The 19,252-nt window shown below is 64.4% G+C and carries 13 protein-coding genes and 1 tRNA gene; 7 read left to right on the plus strand and 7 right to left on the minus strand.

Translation table 11 applies throughout. The features are described from left to right. Positions 1–15: 15 nt before the first annotated feature. The 3 genes from BSY18_RS15515 to BSY18_RS15525 form a co-directional block, all read right to left on the minus strand. Positions 16–2,181 (minus strand): TonB-dependent receptor, encoded by a 2,166-nt coding sequence (locus tag BSY18_RS15515; RefSeq protein ID WP_083231501.1) that lies wholly within the window; start codon positions 2,179–2,181, stop codon positions 16–18. Between the two features lie 280 nt (positions 2,182–2,461). Next, positions 2,462–3,469 (minus strand): dipeptide epimerase, encoded by a 1,008-nt coding sequence (locus BSY18_RS15520; protein WP_069051109.1) that lies wholly within the window; start codon positions 3,467–3,469, stop codon positions 2,462–2,464. Further along, positions 3,469–5,448 (minus strand): serine hydrolase domain-containing protein, encoded by a 1,980-nt coding sequence (locus BSY18_RS15525; protein WP_069051110.1) that lies wholly within the window; start codon positions 5,446–5,448, stop codon positions 3,469–3,471. Before BSY18_RS15525 ends, BSY18_RS15520 begins: the two co-directional genes overlap by 1 nt. Positions 5,449–5,592: 144 nt before the next feature. On the opposite strand from BSY18_RS15525, the gene BSY18_RS15530 reads away from it, so the two are divergent. Both BSY18_RS15530 and BSY18_RS15535 read left to right on the plus strand, forming a co-directional pair. Then, positions 5,593–6,216, plus strand: coding sequence for a helix-turn-helix domain-containing protein (locus tag BSY18_RS15530; protein ID WP_069051961.1), 624 nt, complete (start codon positions 5,593–5,595; stop codon positions 6,214–6,216). Between the two features lie 39 nt (positions 6,217–6,255). Further along, entirely contained in the window at positions 6,256–7,959 is a 1,704-nt protein-coding gene (locus tag BSY18_RS15535; protein WP_069051111.1) for an N-acyl-D-amino-acid deacylase family protein, read from the plus strand. Between the two features lie 620 nt (positions 7,960–8,579). On the opposite strand, the gene BSY18_RS15540 is transcribed toward BSY18_RS15535, so the two are convergent. Further along, positions 8,580–8,653: transfer RNA gene (locus BSY18_RS15540), tRNA-Gln, on the minus strand. A 351-nt stretch (positions 8,654–9,004) separates the two neighbouring features. On the opposite strand from BSY18_RS15540, the gene BSY18_RS15545 reads away from it, so the two are divergent. The 3 genes from BSY18_RS15545 to BSY18_RS15555 all read left to right on the plus strand — a co-directional run bounded on the left by BSY18_RS15545 (position 9,005) and on the right by BSY18_RS15555 (position 12,173). Beyond that, positions 9,005–10,033 (plus strand): Ppx/GppA phosphatase family protein, encoded by a 1,029-nt coding sequence (locus BSY18_RS15545; protein ID WP_054135923.1) that lies wholly within the window; start codon positions 9,005–9,007, stop codon positions 10,031–10,033. Further along, complete coding sequence (locus BSY18_RS15550) at positions 10,030–10,827, plus strand: RlmE family RNA methyltransferase (protein ID WP_083231503.1); 798 nt, start codon at positions 10,030–10,032, stop codon at positions 10,825–10,827. Before BSY18_RS15545 ends, BSY18_RS15550 begins: the two co-directional genes overlap by 4 nt. 128 nt (positions 10,828–10,955) lie before the next feature. After that, a complete protein-coding gene (locus BSY18_RS15555) occupies positions 10,956–12,173 on the plus strand; it encodes an MFS transporter (protein ID WP_083231504.1) in 1,218 nt (405 codons plus the stop codon). A gap of 65 nt (positions 12,174–12,238) precedes the next feature. Here BSY18_RS15555 and BSY18_RS15560 read toward each other — a convergent pair whose 3' ends face one another. Both BSY18_RS15560 and pdeM read right to left on the minus strand, forming a co-directional pair. Beyond that, a complete protein-coding gene (locus BSY18_RS15560) occupies positions 12,239–15,022 on the minus strand; it encodes a TonB-dependent receptor (RefSeq protein WP_069051112.1) in 2,784 nt (927 codons plus the stop codon). Positions 15,023–15,174: 152 nt separating this feature from the next. Then, positions 15,175–15,855, minus strand: a complete 681-nt coding sequence (gene pdeM, locus BSY18_RS15565; protein WP_069051113.1) for a ligase-associated DNA damage response endonuclease PdeM — start codon at positions 15,853–15,855, stop codon at positions 15,175–15,177. An 81-nt stretch (positions 15,856–15,936) separates the two neighbouring features. Here pdeM and trhO point away from each other — a divergent pair, with 81 nt between their 5' ends. Further along, a complete protein-coding gene (trhO, locus tag BSY18_RS15570; protein WP_069051114.1) occupies positions 15,937–16,770 on the plus strand; it encodes an oxygen-dependent tRNA uridine(34) hydroxylase TrhO in 834 nt (277 codons plus the stop codon). 36 nt (positions 16,771–16,806) lie between these two features. On the opposite strand, the gene BSY18_RS15575 is transcribed toward trhO, so the two are convergent. After that, complete coding sequence (locus tag BSY18_RS15575; RefSeq protein ID WP_069051115.1) at positions 16,807–17,916, minus strand: fatty acid desaturase family protein; 1,110 nt, start codon at positions 17,914–17,916, stop codon at positions 16,807–16,809. A 162-nt stretch (positions 17,917–18,078) separates the two neighbouring features. On the opposite strand from BSY18_RS15575, the gene BSY18_RS15580 reads away from it, so the two are divergent. Further along, positions 18,079–19,239, plus strand: a complete 1,161-nt coding sequence (locus tag BSY18_RS15580) for a hypothetical protein (RefSeq protein WP_069051116.1) — start codon at positions 18,079–18,081, stop codon at positions 19,237–19,239. The last annotated feature ends 13 nt before the right edge of the window (positions 19,240–19,252 follow it).

The following is a 19,252-nucleotide window of genomic DNA, read 5'->3' on the forward strand; positions in this document are numbered from 1 at the left end:
ATCAAACTCCGTGCGTCAAAACGACAGGTCAAGCGCGACGCCAAAGGTGCGCGGCTGCAAGGGTATGGTTGCCAGGAAGCCGGGGTTGGTTGTTGCTACATTGGTGGTGATCCGCCCCTCCTCGTTTGTCAGGTTACGGGCATAGGCTCGCACGGTCCAACGCTCACCAAAGGTGACAGCGGCGTTGAGATCGAGCGTGGCAAAGCCCTCGACCGGCACTGCCAGCGGCGAGCTCTCGACCGCCGAAATCCGGTCACCGACAATGCGGACCGATCCTCCGACCCGCGCACTGGCGGAATCACCCAGTGCAAACGCATAGTCGGCGGTCATTGCCGTGGACACCTTGGGAACGTTGGGCAGTTGGTCGCCATCGGTGCAGGCGGCGGTCGTTTCGGTACAGGTCGCGTCGGTATAGGCAAAGTTCCAGCCAAAGCTTAGCCCGGCAACGGGCTGAATCCGCAAGGCGGCTTCGACACCCTTGCTGCGCGCCGTCCCGGCGTTGACCAAGCCGTTGATCCCGCCGGCAAAGGGCGCAGACGTCTGCAGATCGTCCCAATCGAGCATGAACACCGATGCATCGATCGAGACGGCACGATCGAGAAACGCAGCCTTGATACCCGCTTCATAGCTGGTCACCCGCTCCGAACCGACTGTCGTCGGGAAACCCGGCAACGCGACGTTCGGCCCACCCGGACGATAGCCGGTTGCGACCCGGGCGTAGACCATCGTGTCGGGATTGATGATGAACTGCGGGCTGACGCTATAGGTCACCACCTCTTCGCGCGATGTACCATCGCCGCCGATGCTCAGGCCTGCCAGCGGAATTTCCGTAAGCTGGGTGAAGGTCTGGTCGTTGCGCGCCCAGCGCAGGCCGCCGGTGAGGTGGAACGCCTCGCTGAGTTTCCAGGTCGCGTTGCCGAAGACGGCGTATTCCTTGTAGGTGTTGGGCAGACCCACGATCGCAAAGGGATCGACTCCCGGGATCGGATTGAGCGAAAAATCGAGCGCACGCACGATCTGGCTGTGGGTGTTGTCCTCTTCGGTGAAGAAGAAGCCGACCATCCATTCGAAGCTGGTGCTCGGTGCCGACGTCAGGCGAACCTCTTCGGTGAACTTCTTCTGAAGCAGTTCGGACGGGAATGGCGCCAGTCCGCCGAAGGCTCCGCCAAAGACGCGACTGGCATCGCTGACCTCGAAAATATCGAGCTTGCTGTACGACGTCGTCGAGCTCAGCTCGCCAAAGCCGAAATCATACGCGATCGAACCCGAATAATACTGGAACTCGCTGTTGAAGGGATCGGCCAGCTGATTGTTCGTGCTCAGGAACGCAGCTCCGGCTGCCAGAGGCGTACCGCCGAATCCTTCATACAAAATACCCTGATTGTCCGAATCGGTCTTCTGCCAGATCGCGCTCAGCTTGATGGTAAGCGCAGGATCGGGCTGCCACAGCAAGGCGGCGCGCGCTCCCTGCTGGACTGCGTCGTTGACGTCCTTCTCGCCGGTCAGAATGTTGTCGATGAACCCGGGCGTTTCGCGGCGCGAGTAGCTGCCGCTGACTGCCAGCTCGTCCGCGATGATCGGCACGCTGACCATTGCGCTGGCCGCCCATCCCATATCGTCGGCATTCGAGATGGTGAACACTTCGCCGGTCGCCTTGGCCTTGAGATCGCGAAGGTCAGGCTGGACGGTGACGTACTTGAACAGGCCGCCGATCGAGCTCGCACCGTAGAGCGTGCCCTGCGGTCCGCGCAGCACTTCGAGCCGTTCGATATCATAGGGCAAAAGGTCGAGCGTGAAGATCTGCGAGCGGTTGTAGATGCCGCTCGACCCGATCGGCGCATCGTCGAGATAGATGCCGACCGTGGCGCTGGGGCCGATCGGCGCGACGCCGCGCAACGACAGCGTCGAGCGGCCGGGCGAGCCGGCGTTATCGACCTGCAGCCCGGGAACATAAGCAGCATAATCGGTGAGCTGTGATCCTCCGCTCTGCTGCATCTGCTCGCCGGTAACGACACTGATCGAGATTGGAACATCCTGCAGCCGTTCGGTGCGCTTCTGCGCGGTAACGACGATCTCATTGCCATCGCGCGCGGCCGTATCGGCGGAATCCTGGGCAAAAGCAGGCATTGCGGTGCACATCGCCAAGGTGCTTCCGGCGGCCAAAAGTGCGTTCTTCATCATGATCTCCCCTTTGAGCGACTGCCTGCTCCGGGCGGAGTTTTCCGCCGGGCAGCGCGCGTTCGCTCCCTATTGAACGTTGATGTGCTCTAGCCTCCGGGCAGGCGAATGCCTTGGACGCACTCTATCCGTCGGACTTCGCTTGATTGTCCTGATTGGCACCCGTCTCTGCACCTATTTTCTTATTGGAGATATTTTACTCTAAACAGAAACTTGTCAACCCTCGTGGGATGACAGGCGAGAGAAAATTCTCAAGCGGCTGCGTCGCTGGCAAAGGCTGATGTCAGTTGCCCCAAATTTCTGACGGGCAATGCACGCGGCCATCGCGATAGCTCACGCCCGGCACGCGATCGCGTGCAAGGAAGGTTGGGCCGTCGAGGTCGACGATGTCGCACAGCTGGCCGAGCAAGAACGATGGCGCCATCGACAGGCTGGAACCCATCATGTTTCCCACCATCACGCCAAGCCCGAGCAACCGCGCCTCGCGCGCGATCGCCAGGCCCTCGGTAAGCCCGCCGCATTTGTCGAGCTTGATGTTGACCATGTCGAACCTGCCGACGAGGCTTGCGGTGTCGGCCAGCGTGACTGCGCTTTCATCGGCAACGAACGGGATCGACCGCTTGAAGCCGTCGAGATCGCTCTCGCGTCCGCGCTTGAGCGGCTGTTCGAGCTGCGCGATGCGCAAGCCGATCAGCACCGGCATCAGGCTGGCGAGCGTGCCGATATCGTAACCCTGATTGGCATCGACGCCGAGCCACGCCTCGGGCCGCGCAGCGCGGATCGCCTCGAGCCGGGCGATGTCGTTGTCGAGATCGCCGGTAAGCTTGACCTTGACCGGCGCGAGCGGATCGAGCGCCTGGGCTGCCGCCGCCATCGCCGCGGGCGTGTCGGCGCCGAGCGTCAGCGTTGACAGCAACGGCCGGGGGGATTCAAGCCCTGCCAGTTCCCGCACCGGACGTCCGGCCTGCTTCGCCTCGAGATCCCAATAGGCGCAGTCGAGCGCATTGCGCGCGCCTCCGGGCGGAAGCATTTCCTGCAGATCCTGGCGGCTCGCCCCGCGCTCGATTGCTTCGCGCACGCTGGTCGCCTGCGCGAGCATATGATCGATATCATCGCCCAGGTAATAGACCCCCGCCCCCTCGCCGCGCCCGACATGCTGCCCATCGGACAGGGTTGCTACCAGCAAGGCGGTTTCGGTGAAGACATGGCCCGAGATGCGGAACGGCTGGTGGTAGGCGAAGCGCTCGACCCGAAGGTCGAGCGTCAGTGCCGTCTGTGTCTGCAGTGCCATCAATACACCATGTTGGAGCCATAGAGGTTGAACACCACGGTGACCCAGACCAATGGCAGCGCCGCGAGCACCAGCAGCGTTGCACCAAGCTTGGTCGTCCAGCGCCTTTTGCCGGTCCAGACAAGCCAGCCATACCAGCCCGCAGTCAGCAGCAGGCCGAAGCTTGCCAGTGGTGTGAGGATGCGCAGCAGATGGATGAGCCAGTCGAGCGGACCACCAATCGCGCCGATATCGGCCGAAAAGGTGAGGATCAGCGCCATCCATCCGACCACCGCTGCGATCACCAGCCAGGCGAACAGGCGCGACAGCCGATAGGCGGTGCGCGCCCTGCCTTCGAACGGCATGGCGGCAGCGAAGTTGCGCCGGACCAGCGCGCGCACCGGCCATGCCAATGCAGTCAGCACGACGATGGCAAGCGCGAAGATCAAGGCGGGGTTGATCCAGTCGGTGTTCACCGCTGCGGGTACCGGGGTCAGCATCATGAACGGCGAAACCGCGTCCATGCTGACCCGGATGACCTTGCCATCCTTGACCTCGGCAACCAGCCGCTCTCCGGTGTTGCGGTCGCGCCAGACGAATGGCTCGACCTCGACCCAGTCGCGCGCGGCGGCGCTGAGGCCGTCGAGCCCGGGCAGGCTGATCGATCCGTTTTCGGTGGGCATGATGCTGGTCGGCCCCAGCAGCCCCAGCACGCTGAGGAAGTTGGTGAACGATCCGCGGCTGGAGACATAGGTGCCAGCCACCAATGCCGCGTGTTCACGCGCGGTCTTGGCATCGATCGGGGTCATGGGCTCATCGCCGGGAAGATAGCGATCGGCGAACTTGTGGAACAGCGCGCTGCGGACGCCGCCTGCGGCGCCTTCGGCACCTGCGCTGTTCATCGAGATATACAGGCCGATATCCGATTCGGGGAACAGCCACAGATAGCTGTGGAACCACACGGTATCGCCGCCATGCGCGATCGCGCGCTGGCCGTTGACCCATTGTTCGTAGAAACCCAGCGCCATCGTGTTGAGGTTGGCGATTCCGGGCGCGGGGAAGTCGTGCATCATCCGGGTGGTCTCGGGTTTGAGCAGCACGCCGCCCTGATTGAGATGCGCGATCATGAACTTGCCCATGTCCTCGCCGCTCGATGAAAGACTGCCGGCAGGCGCGGGAATGACTATCTCGAAGGGCTCGGGCTTCTGCGTGACATCGGGATAGCCCTTCGACATCAGCGGGACGAGCTTTGCCGGAAGCGGCTGGCGGAACGACGAATGCGCCATTCCCAGCGGGTCGAAGATATGGTTGTCGATATAGTCGTCGAAGGGCTCGCCGCTGACCCGCTCGACAATATAGCCGGCAAGCGCGGTGGCATAGTTCGAGTAAGCAGGCGTGGTTCCGGGAGCGAACACCCGCTCGGGCAGCGCCAACGGCATCTGCTTCTTGAGTGTCATCGCAGCCTTGGGATCGCTGCTGATCAGGTGGCGCACCGATTCCTCGAAGCCTGCGGTGTGCGTCATGATATGCCGCAGCGTGATCGGCTTGCCCTCGAACGGCGGAATCTCGAAATCGATATAGCTGTTCACGTCCTTGTCGAGGTCGAGCTTGCCCGCCTCGACCTGCTGCATCACCGCGGTCCAGGTGAACAGTTTGGAGACCGAGCCGGGCCGGAAAAGCGTTGTCTCAGGCGAGACCGGGGTGCGCTTGGCAACGTCCGAATAGCCATAGCCCTTCTGCAGCACGACTCCGTCGCCATTGACCACGACAACGACTGCACCAGGGATCTTGCCCTTTTCGAGCGCATAAGGGAGGAACCCGTCGAGCCACGCTTCCACATCGGCGCTGTTGAGCGGGTTGGCCGAAGCTGCACCTGTGTCAGCGTCGACCGCCGCCTTCGCCGGTTTTTCGGCTTTCGGCTGCGGCACCGGCCCTTGCGCGACCAGCGGCAGCGCCGCCAGAGCGGCCAGCCCGATCATCGCCTTGCGGATGAAACGCATTGCACTCCCCTTTTGTCCCTGAATACCCACGCGACATGCTTGCAGCTTGCGACGCGACGGCTTACCAATAGCTAACAACTGTTAGCCCGATAGGGACATAATGATCCTGATTAGAAAATTGTCAAACAACGATTGGATTTTTTGATGGCGGATCGTTCCTCCCCGCCGACTTTGGGAACAGTGATGCGCGATATCCGTGCGCGCAATGGCTGGACGCTCAAGCAGATGAGCGCAAAGTCGGGTATCCCGGTATCGACGCTGTCCAAGGTCGAGCACGACCGGCTGACGTTGAGCTATGACAAGCTCCAGCAACTCAGCCAGCGGCTCAACATCCGCATGTCGGACCTGTTCGCCGAATCGCAGGAAGAACCCGCCCCGCGCGTGACCGGTCGCCGCAGCATCGGGACCATCGACAAGGCGGTGCGGGTTACCACCGACAATTACGATTACCATTATCTGTGTACCGACCTTCGTCAGAAGCGGATGATCCCGATCATCACCCGCATCCGCGCGCGCAGCGCCAGCGAGTTCGGAGATCTGGTGCGCCACCATGGCGAGGAGTTCATCTACGTCATCGAAGGCGAGGTCGAGATTCACACCGAATTCTACGATGCCGTCGCGCTCACCGCCGGCCAGGGAATCTATCTCGATTCGTCGATGGGCCATGCCTATGTCGTCGCCGAAGGCTGCGAAGAGGCGCTGGTGCTGGGCGTGTGTTCGAGCGCCGATGACGGCCTGATGGATTCCCTGATGAGCCTGCACGGATGATGCCTCCGCAATGTGCGGCAGATTTGGGGAGATGGTGACATGAAATTGCGCCGGTTGATCACGCGGTACGCGACTGCTGCCATCCTGCCCTTTGCCCTGGCAGGGTGCGCGAGCACCCAAGGTTCCCCTGCCCGCTATGACGTCGTCATCCGCGGCGGCACCATCTACGATGGCACGGGTTCAGCGCCGACAACGGGCGATGTCGCGATCAACGGCGACCGGATCGTCGCAGTCGGCACGATCGAGGGTGCAGGCCGCAGCGAAATCTCGGCGCGCGGCATGGCGGTGGCGCCCGGGTTCATCAACATGCTGAGCTGGGCGACCGAATCGCTGATCATCGATCCGCGCAGCCAGAGCGACATCCGCCAGGGGGTTACGCTTGAAGTCATGGGCGAAGGCTGGTCGATGGGACCGGTCAACGCCAAGATGAAGGCGGACGAGACCGCGCGCCAGGGCGATCTCAAATTCCCGATCGAATGGACCACCCTCGGCGATTATCTGAGCTATCTCGAAAAGCGCGGCGTCGCGACCAATGTGGCCAGCTTCGTCGGCGCAGCGACGGTGCGGGTGCACGAGCTGGGCGAAGGCGATGTCGATCCAAGCCCCGAACAGCTATCACGGATGCGCACGCTGGTCCGCAAGGCGATGAACGAGGGCGCGATGGGCGTCGGCAGCTCGCTGATCTACGCGCCCGGCTCGTACGCCGAGACCGACGAGCTGGTCGCGCTGACCAAAGAGGCCGGGCGCTGCGGTGGCATGTACATCAGCCATATGCGGTCCGAAGGCGACCGGATCGAGCAGGCAGTGGCAGAACTGATCGAGATATCGCGCCGTTCGGGGGCCCCTGCGGAAATCTATCATCTCAAGATGGCAGGCAAGGACAACCATGCCAAGCGCGAAGCCGTGGTCCGGCAGATCGAGGCGGCGCGGAGCGAAGGCCTCAGGATCACCGCGGACATGTATACCTATACCGCAGGTGCCACCGGGCTCGATGCAGCCATGCCGACCTGGGTGCAGGCCGGCGGGGTCGAGGCGTGGATCGAGCGGCTCAAGGACCCCGCCATCCGCGCGCGCGTTGCAGCCGAGATGAAGGCGCCGGGTAGCGACTGGGAAAACCTGTTTCACGGCGCCGGCGCGGACAAGATGATCCTCGTGGGCTTCAAGAACCCCGCGCTCAAGCCTCTTACCGGCAAGACGCTGGCGGAAGTCGCAGCGATGCGCAACCAGTCGCCCGAGCAGACCGCGATGGATCTGGTGATCGAGGACGGCACGCGCGTCGGAACAGTGTACTTCCTGATGTCCGAGGACAATGTCCGCGAACAGGTCAAGCTGCCTTGGATGAGCTTCGGCTCGGACGCGGCCTCGCAATCTGCCGAGGGCGTATTTCTCAAATCGGGCGCACACCCGCGCACTTATGGCAATTTTGCCCGGCTGCTTGGCCGCTATGTCCGCGACGAGAAGCTGATCACGCTGGCTGAGGCAGTGCATCGCCTGTCGGGGCTGCCCGCGCGCAATCTGTCGATCACGGACCGTGGCGCGCTCAGGCCGGGGTATTTCGCCGATGTCGTGGTGTTCGATCCTGCCACCATCGCCGATACGGCTACGTTTGAGGCTCCCCACCGTTACGCGATCGGTATGCGCGACGTGCTCGTCAACGGCGTCGCCGCGCTGCGCGACGGCGAACCCACCGGCGCCACGCCGGGCCGCGCGGTCCGCGGTCCAGGCTTCAACCGATGCCGATGAAATAACATGGTCCGTTCAGGGAAGTTTGCGTCCACCCCGTGGCTCTTTCCTCGTGGAGACAGTGGAATGCAGGTTGCAGGCCGTTGGGCTGGAGGACCTGCGAGCTTGATTTGGCGTAAACACATCTCCCCCCCCTTGCGAACCGCCGGGTAATTTGACTGACGGGAGCGGCAGGTCGCAGTTTGTTGCCGGCATGCGTGCGTTCGGACATATGCGACGCGCATGATCGATTCGAGGAACGAAGCTGCTGATACGGGAACGAACGGTGGCACGACGGGGTGGGGAAAGATAGCCTCTTCCCTGCTGAGCGGACCTCCGACCGGCCGATAAATCACTCTTTCGCATAGGTTCTGACGCGACAAGTGTTCGGGACCACTTAAGGGACATTGGACCGTAACGGCCTGGACTGCTCAGGCTTCGGGCAGATCAAGCATGGTAATCACGGCAACCGCGAACCGCATCACGCTCTTGGGGTTATGCTGCATCGTGCTGCAGGGAACTGCTGGAACACCATCCACCGCCTGGAAACGAGCGGAAATGCGTGGTGATCTGGAGCAAGCGTCCAAGCCGTGCAAACGGCGAACATCATGCGCTGGTTATTCAATATATATCGGGAAAAATGGATGCCCCCCAAGGATTCGAACCTTGATTAACGGAGTCAGAGTCCGTGGTCTTACCATTAGACGAAGGGGCAATGGAGCGCCCGCCATTAAGCGTCTCGGCAAAGAGGGTCAAGACCCAAAAAGGGGCAGCATGGGCGCCGTGCTTGCGCTGAAGCGCCATATTGGCTAGCCTTGGCCCCAAGTACCGGCGATGCGCGGGCATATTGGCCGCGCGGGCAGGACCGGATGAGAAAAAAGAGCAACTTGGCATGGTGGAGCGATCGACACCGTTGCCGCAGGCTGAACCGTTGGCACCGCACTCTGACGATCCAGGGGCAGCCTCGGGCGAACTGGCGAAACCCGCCATCGGTGGCCGGAATGCGGCAAGACAGCGCAGCACGAAACAGGCCGGTCATGGCCAGGGCAACGCCACGCACGGCCGGATGGCGGACCGCAGCAACTGGAACGCGCGCCGCGCCTATGCGGCGATCGACCTTGGCACCAACAATTGCAGACTGCTGATCGCCAAGCCGGCGGCCGATGGTTTTGTCGTCGTTGATGCGTTCTCGCGAGTCGTGCGGCTGGGTGAGGGCCTTGGCCAGACCGGGCGGCTGAGCGATGCGGCGATGGACCGTGCGGTCGCAGCTTTGTCGATCTGCGCCGACAAATTGCGCCGCCGCCATGTCGCGCTGGCGCGCTCTGTCGCGACCGAAGCCTGTCGCAAGGCGAGCAACGGCCCCGATTTCATCGAGCGCGTGCGCCGCGAGACGGGGATCGTGCTCGACATCATCACCGCCGAGGAAGAGGCACGGCTGGCGGTCCTGGGCTGCCACATCCTGCTCGAGCCCGGCGACGGCCCCGCGCTGATCTTCGACATCGGCGGCGGATCGACCGAACTGGTGCTGGTCGACAGCTCGGGACCGGTGCCCGACATCCTCGACTGGATGAGCGTGCCCTGGGGCGTGGTGACGCTGACCGAGAGCGAATCGTTCGACCCCGATGACGCACAGGCGCGTGATGCGGCGTATCGCCGGATGCGCGCGCGCGTGGTGGAAAGCTTTGCCCCCTTCGCCCGGCGCCTGCCGCAGCTGGCAGACGACGACCGGCGGCTGCTGGGCACCAGCGGCACCGTGACGACGCTCGCCAGCCTGCATCTCGACCTGCCCTGCTACAACCGCGATGCAATCGACGGGCTGATCGTGCCGTCCGAATCGATGCGCGCGATCAGCGCCCGGCTCGCGGGGCTGAGCCTGCAGCAGCGCCGCGAACTGCCGTGCATCGGCAAGGAGCGCGCCGATCTGGTGGTGGCGGGCTGCGCGATCCTCGAATCGATTCTCGACATCTGGCCCGCGGTACGGCTGGGCGTGGCCGACCGCGGCATCCGCGAGGGCATATTGCGCGCGCTGATGGGCCGCGATGCGCCGCTGCCATCCTCCCCGACCGCGCAGGCCCAACACGGAAGCAGGACATGAGCGGTAGCGACGGCAAGGACGGCGGAAGCAAGGGCGGCGGAAGCAAGGACGGCAGCGGTACCGGCGGCAGCAAGAAGGTGCCCGGCTCAAGCGCGCGCAAGCCCACCGGACGCTATGGCGATGCACTGCACCAGCGGGTGAAGACCGCCAAGGGCCGCACCGCCTCGTCCAACCGCTGGCTCTCGCGCCAGCTCAACGACCCCTATGTGCGCAAGGCCAAGGCCGACGGCTATCGCAGCCGCGCGGCCTACAAGCTGGTGGAGTTGGACGAAAAGTTCTCGCTGGTGCGCAAGGCGCGGCACATCATCGATCTGGGGATTGCCCCGGGCGGCTGGGCGCAGCTGATCCGGCGGATCAACCCCAAGGCCGCCGTGGTGGGGATCGATCTGCTGCCGGTCGACCCGATCGAGGGCGTCACCATCTTCGAGATGGATTTCATGGCGGACCATGCGCCCGACACGCTGATCGAGGCGCTGGGCGCGCAGCCCGACCTTGTCCTGTCCGACATGGCCGCCAACACCGTGGGCCACAAGCAGACCGACCATCTGCGCACCATGGGCCTAGTGGAAGCTGCGGCGCATTTTGCGGTCGATAACCTCGCAGAAGGCGGCGCGTTCGTTGCCAAGGTGCTGGCGGGGGGCACCGACAACGAGCTTCTCGCCTTGCTCAAGCAGCACTTCAAGTCGGTCAAGCATGCCAAGCCGCCTGCCAGCCGCAAGGCCAGCAGCGAATGGTACGTCATCGCGCAGGGCCGCAAGCCACGCGCGGCGCAGGCGGCTGCCGACGACGAATAGCGCCCGGGGACCGGCGCAAAACGCGCTGGACCGCACACATGCGATGTGGTTGATCGAGCCGCTCTCGTTTCCAGACTCGGCCGCGGTCCACAGGCCGAGACTTTCCGTTATCTCCAGGAAGGTCCGCCGTGATCAATCGCAACCTTGTGGTGCTGGCCTCGATCGTGTTCATCGACATGGCCGGCATCGGGCTCATCGTTCCGGTGATGCCCTCGCTGATCCAGCAGCTCACCGGCGAAGGCATCGACCGGGCCGCGATGCTCGGCGGTTGGCTGCTGTTCGCCTATGCCGCGATGCAGTTCCTGTTCGCTCCGGTCATCGGCGGCCTCAGCGACCGGTTCGGCAGACGACCCGTATTGCTCGCGACTCTCGCGCTGCTGGGCGTCGATTACGCGCTGATGGCCGCCGCGCCCGATATCACCTGGCTGTTCGTCGGACGGCTGGTGTCTGGCATCATGGGGGCAAGCTATGCCGCCGCCAACAGCTGCATTGCCGATAGCATCGCGCCCGAACGCCGCGGCGCCGCCTTCGGGATGCTGGGGGGCGCAGGCGCTGCCGGCTTCGTGCTGGGCCCGGCGATCGGCGGGCTGATCGGCCAGTTCGGCGACCGGCTGCCGTTCATCGCGGCGGCTGTGCTGTGCCTGATCGGGGTGGTGTTCGGGCTGTTGCGCTTCGAGGAGACACTCGATCCCGCGCAGCGCCGGCGGTTCGATCCCTTCCGCTCCAACCCGTTCGGCACGCTGGTGCGCATGGCGCGGATCCCGCTGGTCATCGGCTGCCTCGGCGCGATTTTCCTGATGCAGCTCGCTAGCCAGTCGCAGCTATCGGTCTGGGCATATTACGGCACGCTCAAGTTCGGCTGGACGCCCGCGATCACGGGGATGACCGTGGCGCTGTTCGGAACATTGCTGGTGCTCACCCAGGGCGTGCTCTCGGGCCGGATGATCGCCCGCTTCGGCCCGGTGCGGACCGCCACGGTGAGCCTCAGCTTTGCGGTGCCCTCGTTCCTCATCCTGGCCTTTGCGCCCAGCACGCCGGTGGTCATCCTGGGCATGGTCATCGGTTGCGTTCCGGGCATGTGCTTTCCCGCCATGCAGCAGCTGATGAGCCCGCGCGTGGGCGAGGATGCCCAGGGCGAATTGCAGGGCGCGATCGCCAGCGTGATCAGCCTCACCGCGATCATCGGCCCGCCGATGATGACCGGGGTGTTCGCCGCTTATGCCGATGATCGCGGATTGCTGTTTCCAGGCGCACCCTTCGTGCTTGCCGCCGGTCTGATGGCGGGCGCGGTGGCCGTGCTGGTGGTCACGCTGGCGCGCCACGGCCGGGGCGAGGCGGCACGTTAGGCGAGAACGACAAAAGGCCCCGCCTGCGCGTGCAGACGGGGCCCTTTGTCAGATCGAGGCTGTTGTCAGAAGCGCGTGCGCAGCGTGACGCCATAGGTGCGAGGCTCGGCAAGGAACGCCGAGAAGATCTGGCGACCACCGGGGAACTGCGGATCGACGAACGGTGCTGTGGTACCGCCAGCCTGGAACGGGCTGTTGAACGCGACCTGGGTGAAGTCTTCGTTGAACAGGTTCTGTGCCCACAGTTCGAGCGCCCATTTCTGATCGGGTCCGCGCAGGCCGACACGGGCGTTGACCACCACGAAGCTGGGCTGTTCCTTCTGCGGGAACAGATCCGATCCGGTGTTGAAGCCCTCGGTCACGCGGGTGTCGACATAGACCAGGCCCGACAGGCCGCTGTCGCCGATATCCGGGGTCCAGGCCATCGAACCGGTGAGCGTCAGCTCGGGCGCGTTCGACAGGTTGTCGCCGGGCAGCAGGCGCAGCGCCGGATCCAGCGCAGCACCGGTCTTGTTGCCGACCAGGTTGTTGCGATACTTGGTCTGGGCATAGGTCACGCCGCCATTGACGGTGAAGTTGCGTGCCGGGTTGATCGAGGCTTCGAGTTCGACGCCCTGCGCGACCACGCCATAGGTCGTGTCGCCGGGAGCGCACGCGCCGGTGGTCGCGGCGTTTACGTTGAAGTTCGCGCCTTGGGGCGACAGGTTCTGGTCACGATCCGCACCATTGAGGTTGGCCGAGCAGCCATTGACGGTCTGCACCAGGAACACGGTGCCATTGAACGTATTGAGCTGGAAGTTCTCGAACTGCTGGCGGAACAGTGCCAGGTTCACGGTCAGCGGACCGCTCGAGTACTTCATGCCCAGTTCGAAGGCATCGACGATTTCCTGGTCGAACTGCAGGTTGCGCACCAGCGCCTGCGCACCGCCGACCGAGGCAAAGGTGGTGGTGGGAACCTGGCCCAGCGGCGCGACGATCGGGCCCTTGAGCGCCGAGCGGTCGAGGTTGAAGCCGCCAGCCTTGTAGCCGCGCGAGGCGCTGCCATAGAGCAGCAGATCGTCGGTGACCTTCCACGACAGCACCGCGGTGCCGGTGAACTCATTCTCGCTGCGACGATCGTTGATCGACACGCCGTTGAGTTCCGCGGTCGAGTTGCCCTGGCACGACAGGCCGATGATGCCGCCTGCCACCGCAGCGAGCGCCGGGTTGGTGAGGAAGCCGGTCAGTGCGGCCTGGTTCTGGACGCACGCGGTGTTGTCGTTGCTGAAGGTCGCGTTGAAGCGCTTGCGCTCGTTGGTGTAGCGCAGGCCCAGCGTCAGATCGAGCCGGTCGGTGATGTGCACGATGTTGTGGGTGAAGAACGCATAGTTGCGGCTGTTCTGGAAATAGCGATCGCTGATCGAACCGCGATCGTTGATGCTGTCGAGCCGGTCGAGCGCTCCGAAGATGATCGGCGAGGCCGCGCCGAACAGCGCGGGACGAGCACCGACGCAACCGGGCGAGTTCGGCGAGTACAGGCCTGCCAGACCGCCACCCGAGATCAGGCGGCAGCTCGCGAAGCGGCCGTACTGGTTGCCGAAGCGCAGATTGTCGCGGACGGTCAGGTCTTCGTCGGCATAATAGGCACCGACCAGCCAGTCCAGCTTGCCGTCGAACGCCTCGCCCTGCAGCCGCAGTTCCTGGGTGAAGGTCTTGAACTGGCGGAACTGCGCGTCCTCGTCATCGGAACGATACAGGATGTCGACCGCGCTGTAGTCGATGTCGCCGGCCTGGCTGTTCTTGTACTCGCGGTAACCGGTGATCGAGGTCAGCGATGCGCCGCCCAAGTCCCAGTTGACCTCGAGCGAGATACCGCCGTCCTTGGTGCTGCCGTTGTAGTTGCGACCGCGGGTGACGTTGGTCTGGCGGCTGAAGGGGTTGTTGAACGAGTTGAGCGGCTGGCCCAGATCGCGCAGCACGTTGATGATGTTGTTGCCATTGGCCTGGAGCGGCGTCAGCGGCGCCGACGGGTTGTTGAGGTCACCGATCAGCGGGTTGAAGTCCCGGCCGAGATAGACCGCGCCGCAGCAGCGTTCGTCACGGTTGGTATAATCCATGATCAGCCGGAACGACACCGCGTCGGTGGGCTCCCACAGCAGCTGTCCCTTGACGAAATAGCGGTTGCGGTTGTTCAGATCGATGTTGTTGGTGACGTCCTGCAGAAAGCCGTCGCGCTTTTCGAAGACACCGTCGATGCGGGCGGCCAGGTCCTGCGTGATCGGGCCGGTGAGGCCCGCCTGCAGACGGATGTTGTCGAAATTGCCGTAGGTCGCCTCGCCAAAGCCGCCGAATTCGAATTCGGGCTTCTTGGAATAGATCGAGATGATACCGGCAGATGCGTTGCGGCCGAACAGCGTGCCCTGTGGTCCGCGCAGGACCTCGACCCGCTCGATCTCGCCCAGTTCGTTGAGGCCGATGCCCGAACGCGAACGGTAGACGCCGTCGATGAACACCGCGACCGAACTTTCAAGGCCCGGGTTGTCGCCGACGGTACCAATACCGCGGATACGCGCCGATCCGTTCGCTTCGTTGCCGGTCGAGGACACGAGCAGCGAGGGGACGACCTGGTTGAGCTGGCGGATATCGTTGGCGCCGGTGTTTTCGAGCGTTTCGGCATTGACCGCCGACACCGCGACCGGAACATCGGAGAGCAGCTGCTCGCGACCCTGGGCGACGACGACGATGGTGTTGCTGTCGTTGATGCCGTCTTCGCCTGCGGCTTCCTGAGCGAGGGCCGGGCTGGCCATGGCGACAAGGCCGGCGGAAAGCATGAGGGACACACGGCTGGTGGTGCCGAAACGCTTGGGCATATCTCTCTCCTGATTTGGTTCAGCGTGACGGCTATTTTGCCGCCTTGACGCTCACGGTAGACCAAATCGGCCTCAAATCCAGCATTTGCGCGGGTCTCCCGCAAAAATGCAGCCGATTGTCGCAAAAACGCAACACACGCCCGGGGGGCGCGTCAGGCGCGCAAATCTGCGGTTTTTTGAAGATAGAACGCCAGGGCCTTGCTTTCCGTAGCGACAACCGCCTGGGGGGACTCGCCCATCACCCCCAATATGGCCGGATCGCCCGCATCCATTCCCCCCGTCAGCGATCCGAAGGCGGGCAGGATCAAGCGCTCCGCGCAGCGCACGAAGCACGGACGCGACACCATCCGGCCGCGCAGCCGCACCCTCAGGCGCGGGTGAAAATGCCCCGAAAGTTCAGGCACGCTGCGGCTTGATTCGGCACGGTGCCGCAACGCGAGGCCGCCCAGCACCGCCTCGTCCACCACCTGCCCGCCAAAGCCCGCATCCAGCGCGCTGTCGTGGTTGCCGGTGATCCAGTGGACCGCGATCCGGCGCGACAGGCTCTCGAGCCGCTCTGCCAGCCGGACATCCAGCCGCTGCGCGCCGCGGCTGTCGTGGAAGTTGTCGCCCAGGCACCACAGGCTCGTCGCGCCGCACGCAGCGATCGCGGCTTCCAGCCGGTCAAGCGTCGCGGCGCTGTCATAGGGCGGCAGCATCTGCCCCGATGCCGCATACCAGCTCGCCTTTTCGAAATGCAGGTCGGCGACGAACAGCGCGGACTGCGCGGGCCAGTACAGGCCTGCGCGGTCGACGATCGCAAATTGCTGTCCGGCGAACGAAAGGGGAACCATGGACGCTGCCATGCCGCAGTCCGCACCCCCATGCAAGCCTGAGCATTGGCATCGGGCAGCGGTGTGGCTTATGGGCGGGGCATGACCCAATCAGACGACTATCCGATCACCGTTGCCGCGCTCTATCATTTCGCGCGGATCGAGGACCCCGCCGCCGTCCGGCCCCCGGTCGAGGCGCTGTGCGCGCAGCATGGCCTGTGCGGCACGCTGCTGCTCGCGCGCGAAGGGGTGAACGGCACGATCGCGGGATCGGCACAGGGCGTTGCCGCGGCGATCGACCATATCCGCAGCCTGCCCGGCTTTGCCGATGTCGAGGTCAAGTATTCGGGCGCGCGCTCTGCCCCCTTCCGCCGGATGAAGGTGCGGCTGAAGCGCGAGATCGTTACCATGGGCGTGCCCGACATCGATCCGGTGCACGGCCAGGGGGCCTATGTCGACCCTGCCGACTGGAACGCGCTGATCAGCGATCCCGATACGGTGGTGATCGATACCCGCAACAGCTTCGAGGTCGAACAGGGCAGCTTTGTCCATGCGATCGATCCGGGGACCGAGCGGTTCAGCGAGTTCCCCGCCTGGTTTGACGATCAGGCCGCCGCCCTGCAGGCGTCGGGCAAGAAGATCGCGATGTTCTGCACCGGCGGCATCCGCTGCGAGAAGGCCACCGCCTATGTTCGCGCAAAAGGGTTCGACGAGGTCTATCATCTCAAGGGCGGCATCCTCAAATATCTTGAGGAGGTGCCCGCCGAGGAGTCGCTGTTTTCCGGCGGCTGCTTCGTGTTCGACGAGCGCGTGGCCCTGGGCCAGGGCCTCGCGGTGCTGGGCGATCCGGTCGAGCCCGAAATGGTCGATCGCCAGCGCAAGCCGCGCAAGCGGGGCGTGGGTTCGGGCTCGGCCTCGAGCCCGGCTGAAAGCTGACCGCCGCCCCCGCGTGCGCGGGGATGACGGTCGAAACTAGCGCCGCGCGGTGGTGCGGAAGGTGCTGCGGACCAGACGACCGACCAGGCCTGACAGGCTGCGATAATTCGCCAGCGCATAGGTCGAGGCGCCGGTCAGTTCGCGCGACAGGCGGCGATGCGCCTCGGGCAATGCGTGATAGGGCACGCCGGGCAGCAGATGGTGCAGCGCATGATAGCGCAGGCCGACAGGGGCCCACAGTTCGGGCAGCAGGCCGGGCGGGGGCACGTTGACGCTGTCGAGATACTGCGCGGTGACGCTCATCACCTGCTCCTCGTTCTCCCACAGATGCGCGACCAGGGTCCGGACCTGGTTGAGCACCATCGTGCCCGATGCGATGGCCAGGCCGATCAGAAAGACGCGCAACGGGATCGTCCCGGTCGCGACCAGCGCGATCAGGCTCATCGCCCAGACGCTGGCAAGCGTCTCGAGCACCAGCCACTGGCGGCGGGCAGGACCTTCCGGCATCACGCGGCGGAATGCCGGGTTGATCACCAGCCCCGAATAGCGCTCGACGACGATGCGGCGCAGCGGCGGGATCAGCGCGGACAATGGCGAAAGCACGCCATAGCGGATGATCAGCCCGACAGGACCGAGCGCGGCCACCGCGACGAACAGCGGCACCGTCCACGGCTTCATCAGCGCGAGCGGCAGATATTCGGGATCCTTGACGGTGCCATAGCGCAGGCGCTGGTGGTGCAGGTTGTGCACGCCTTCGTACATGAAGCTGGGGATCAGCAGCGGAATGCCGACAAGCGCATTCCACCCGGCATTGAAGCCCGGCACCGCATCGGGCCGCAAATGGGTGAGTTCGTGGATGAAGCTGCCCGCGCGGTACAGCGCCAGCACCGCGACCAGCCCGCACAGCACCGCGAGCGCAGTCGAATCTGCCAGGATCGCGCCTGCCAGGCTGCCATAGCCGATCGCGACCGAGGCCAGCAGATCGGTCCAGTAGATCGCCGGACGCGCGGCGTTGAGATCGCGCGTCAGGCTCGCCGCCGCGCGGATCATCGCCATGTCGTCGGGCACCTGGCCGACGACGCGCGCGCTGGTCGTACCCTGCGATGCAGAGGCGTCAGGGCCGGTCAATGGAAAGCTGCTTGCCATAAAAATCCTGCTTGTGAGTGCCTGCTTAAGCCAGACCAAGATGGCAGCAACATGGCAACATCTGGCCCGCATGTCCTTGACACAGATCATGGCCGGGCGACAAAGAACGCTTCGCACACGGCCGGACCCCGATGAGGTCGCGGCCCGGACAAGGAAACGGCGTTGACGAACCCAGGTGAAATAAGGGTCAGCCCGGTCAATGACAAGGCGGGGCTCAAGGCATTCATCGAAATTGCCTATACGCTGAACGCGTCGGACCCGGCCTGGGTGCCGCCGCTGCGCACCGAAATGCGCGAGATGTTCGATCCGGCCAAGAACCCTTTCTATGGCCACGCCACCGTCCAGCCGATGATCGCGCTGCGCGGCGGCAAGGTTGTGGGGCGGATCTCGGCGCATATCGATCATCTCGCGCTCGCTCAGCCGGTCAGCCAGGGCATGGGGCCGGGCACGGGCAATTTCGGGATGTTCGAGGCCGCCGACGAACAGGTCGCGCGCGCGCTGCTGACAGCGGCGGAGGCGTGGCTGCGCGACCAGGGGATGACCCGCGCGCTGGGGCCGCTCAGCCTGTCGATCTGGGACGAGCCCGGACTGCTGACCGCCGGCTTCGAGACACCGCCGATGGTGATGATGGGACACCACAACCGCGCCTATCGCGGCTGGATCGAGGCGATGGGCTATGCCCCCGCGAAGAAGCTGCTGACCTATGAGCTGCCGATCGTCGGCGGGTTTTCGCCGCTGATCCAGCGGATCGTCGCATCGGGCCACCGCAACGATCGCATCCGCATCCGCAAGGTCGACAAGAGCCGGTTCGACGAGGAGGCGGCGATCATCCTGGAGATCCTCAACGAGGCATGGGGCAACAACTGGGGGTTTGTGCCGATCACCGATGCGGAGATCGCCTATATCGGCAAGAAACTGCGCCCGCTGGTGCGCGAGGACCTGATCATGATCGCCGAATATGACGGGCGCCCGGTCGCGTTCCTGATGACCCTGCCCGATATCAACGCGGTCACCGCGCCGCTCAAGGGTTCGCTGCTGCCGTTCGGCTGGGCCAAATTGCTGTGGTGGCTACGCGATTGCCGCTCGCCCAGCGTGCGCGTGCCGCTGATGGGGGTGCGCACCGAATTGCAGAATTCGCGGCTCGCGGCGCAGATGGCGTTCATGATGATCGAGACGATCCGCATCGAGGCGGTGGGCAGATATGGCGCGGTGCGCGGCGAGCTCGGCTGGGTGCTGGAGGACAACCAGGGCATGGTCGCGATTGCCGATGCGATCGACAGCAAGGTGAACCGCGAATATGTGATCTACGAAAAGCCGCTCTGACCCCCTGGCAGAC

The organism is Blastomonas sp. RAC04 (assembly GCF_001713435.1).
GTDB classification, from domain to species: domain Bacteria; phylum Pseudomonadota; class Alphaproteobacteria; order Sphingomonadales; family Sphingomonadaceae; genus Blastomonas; species Blastomonas fulva.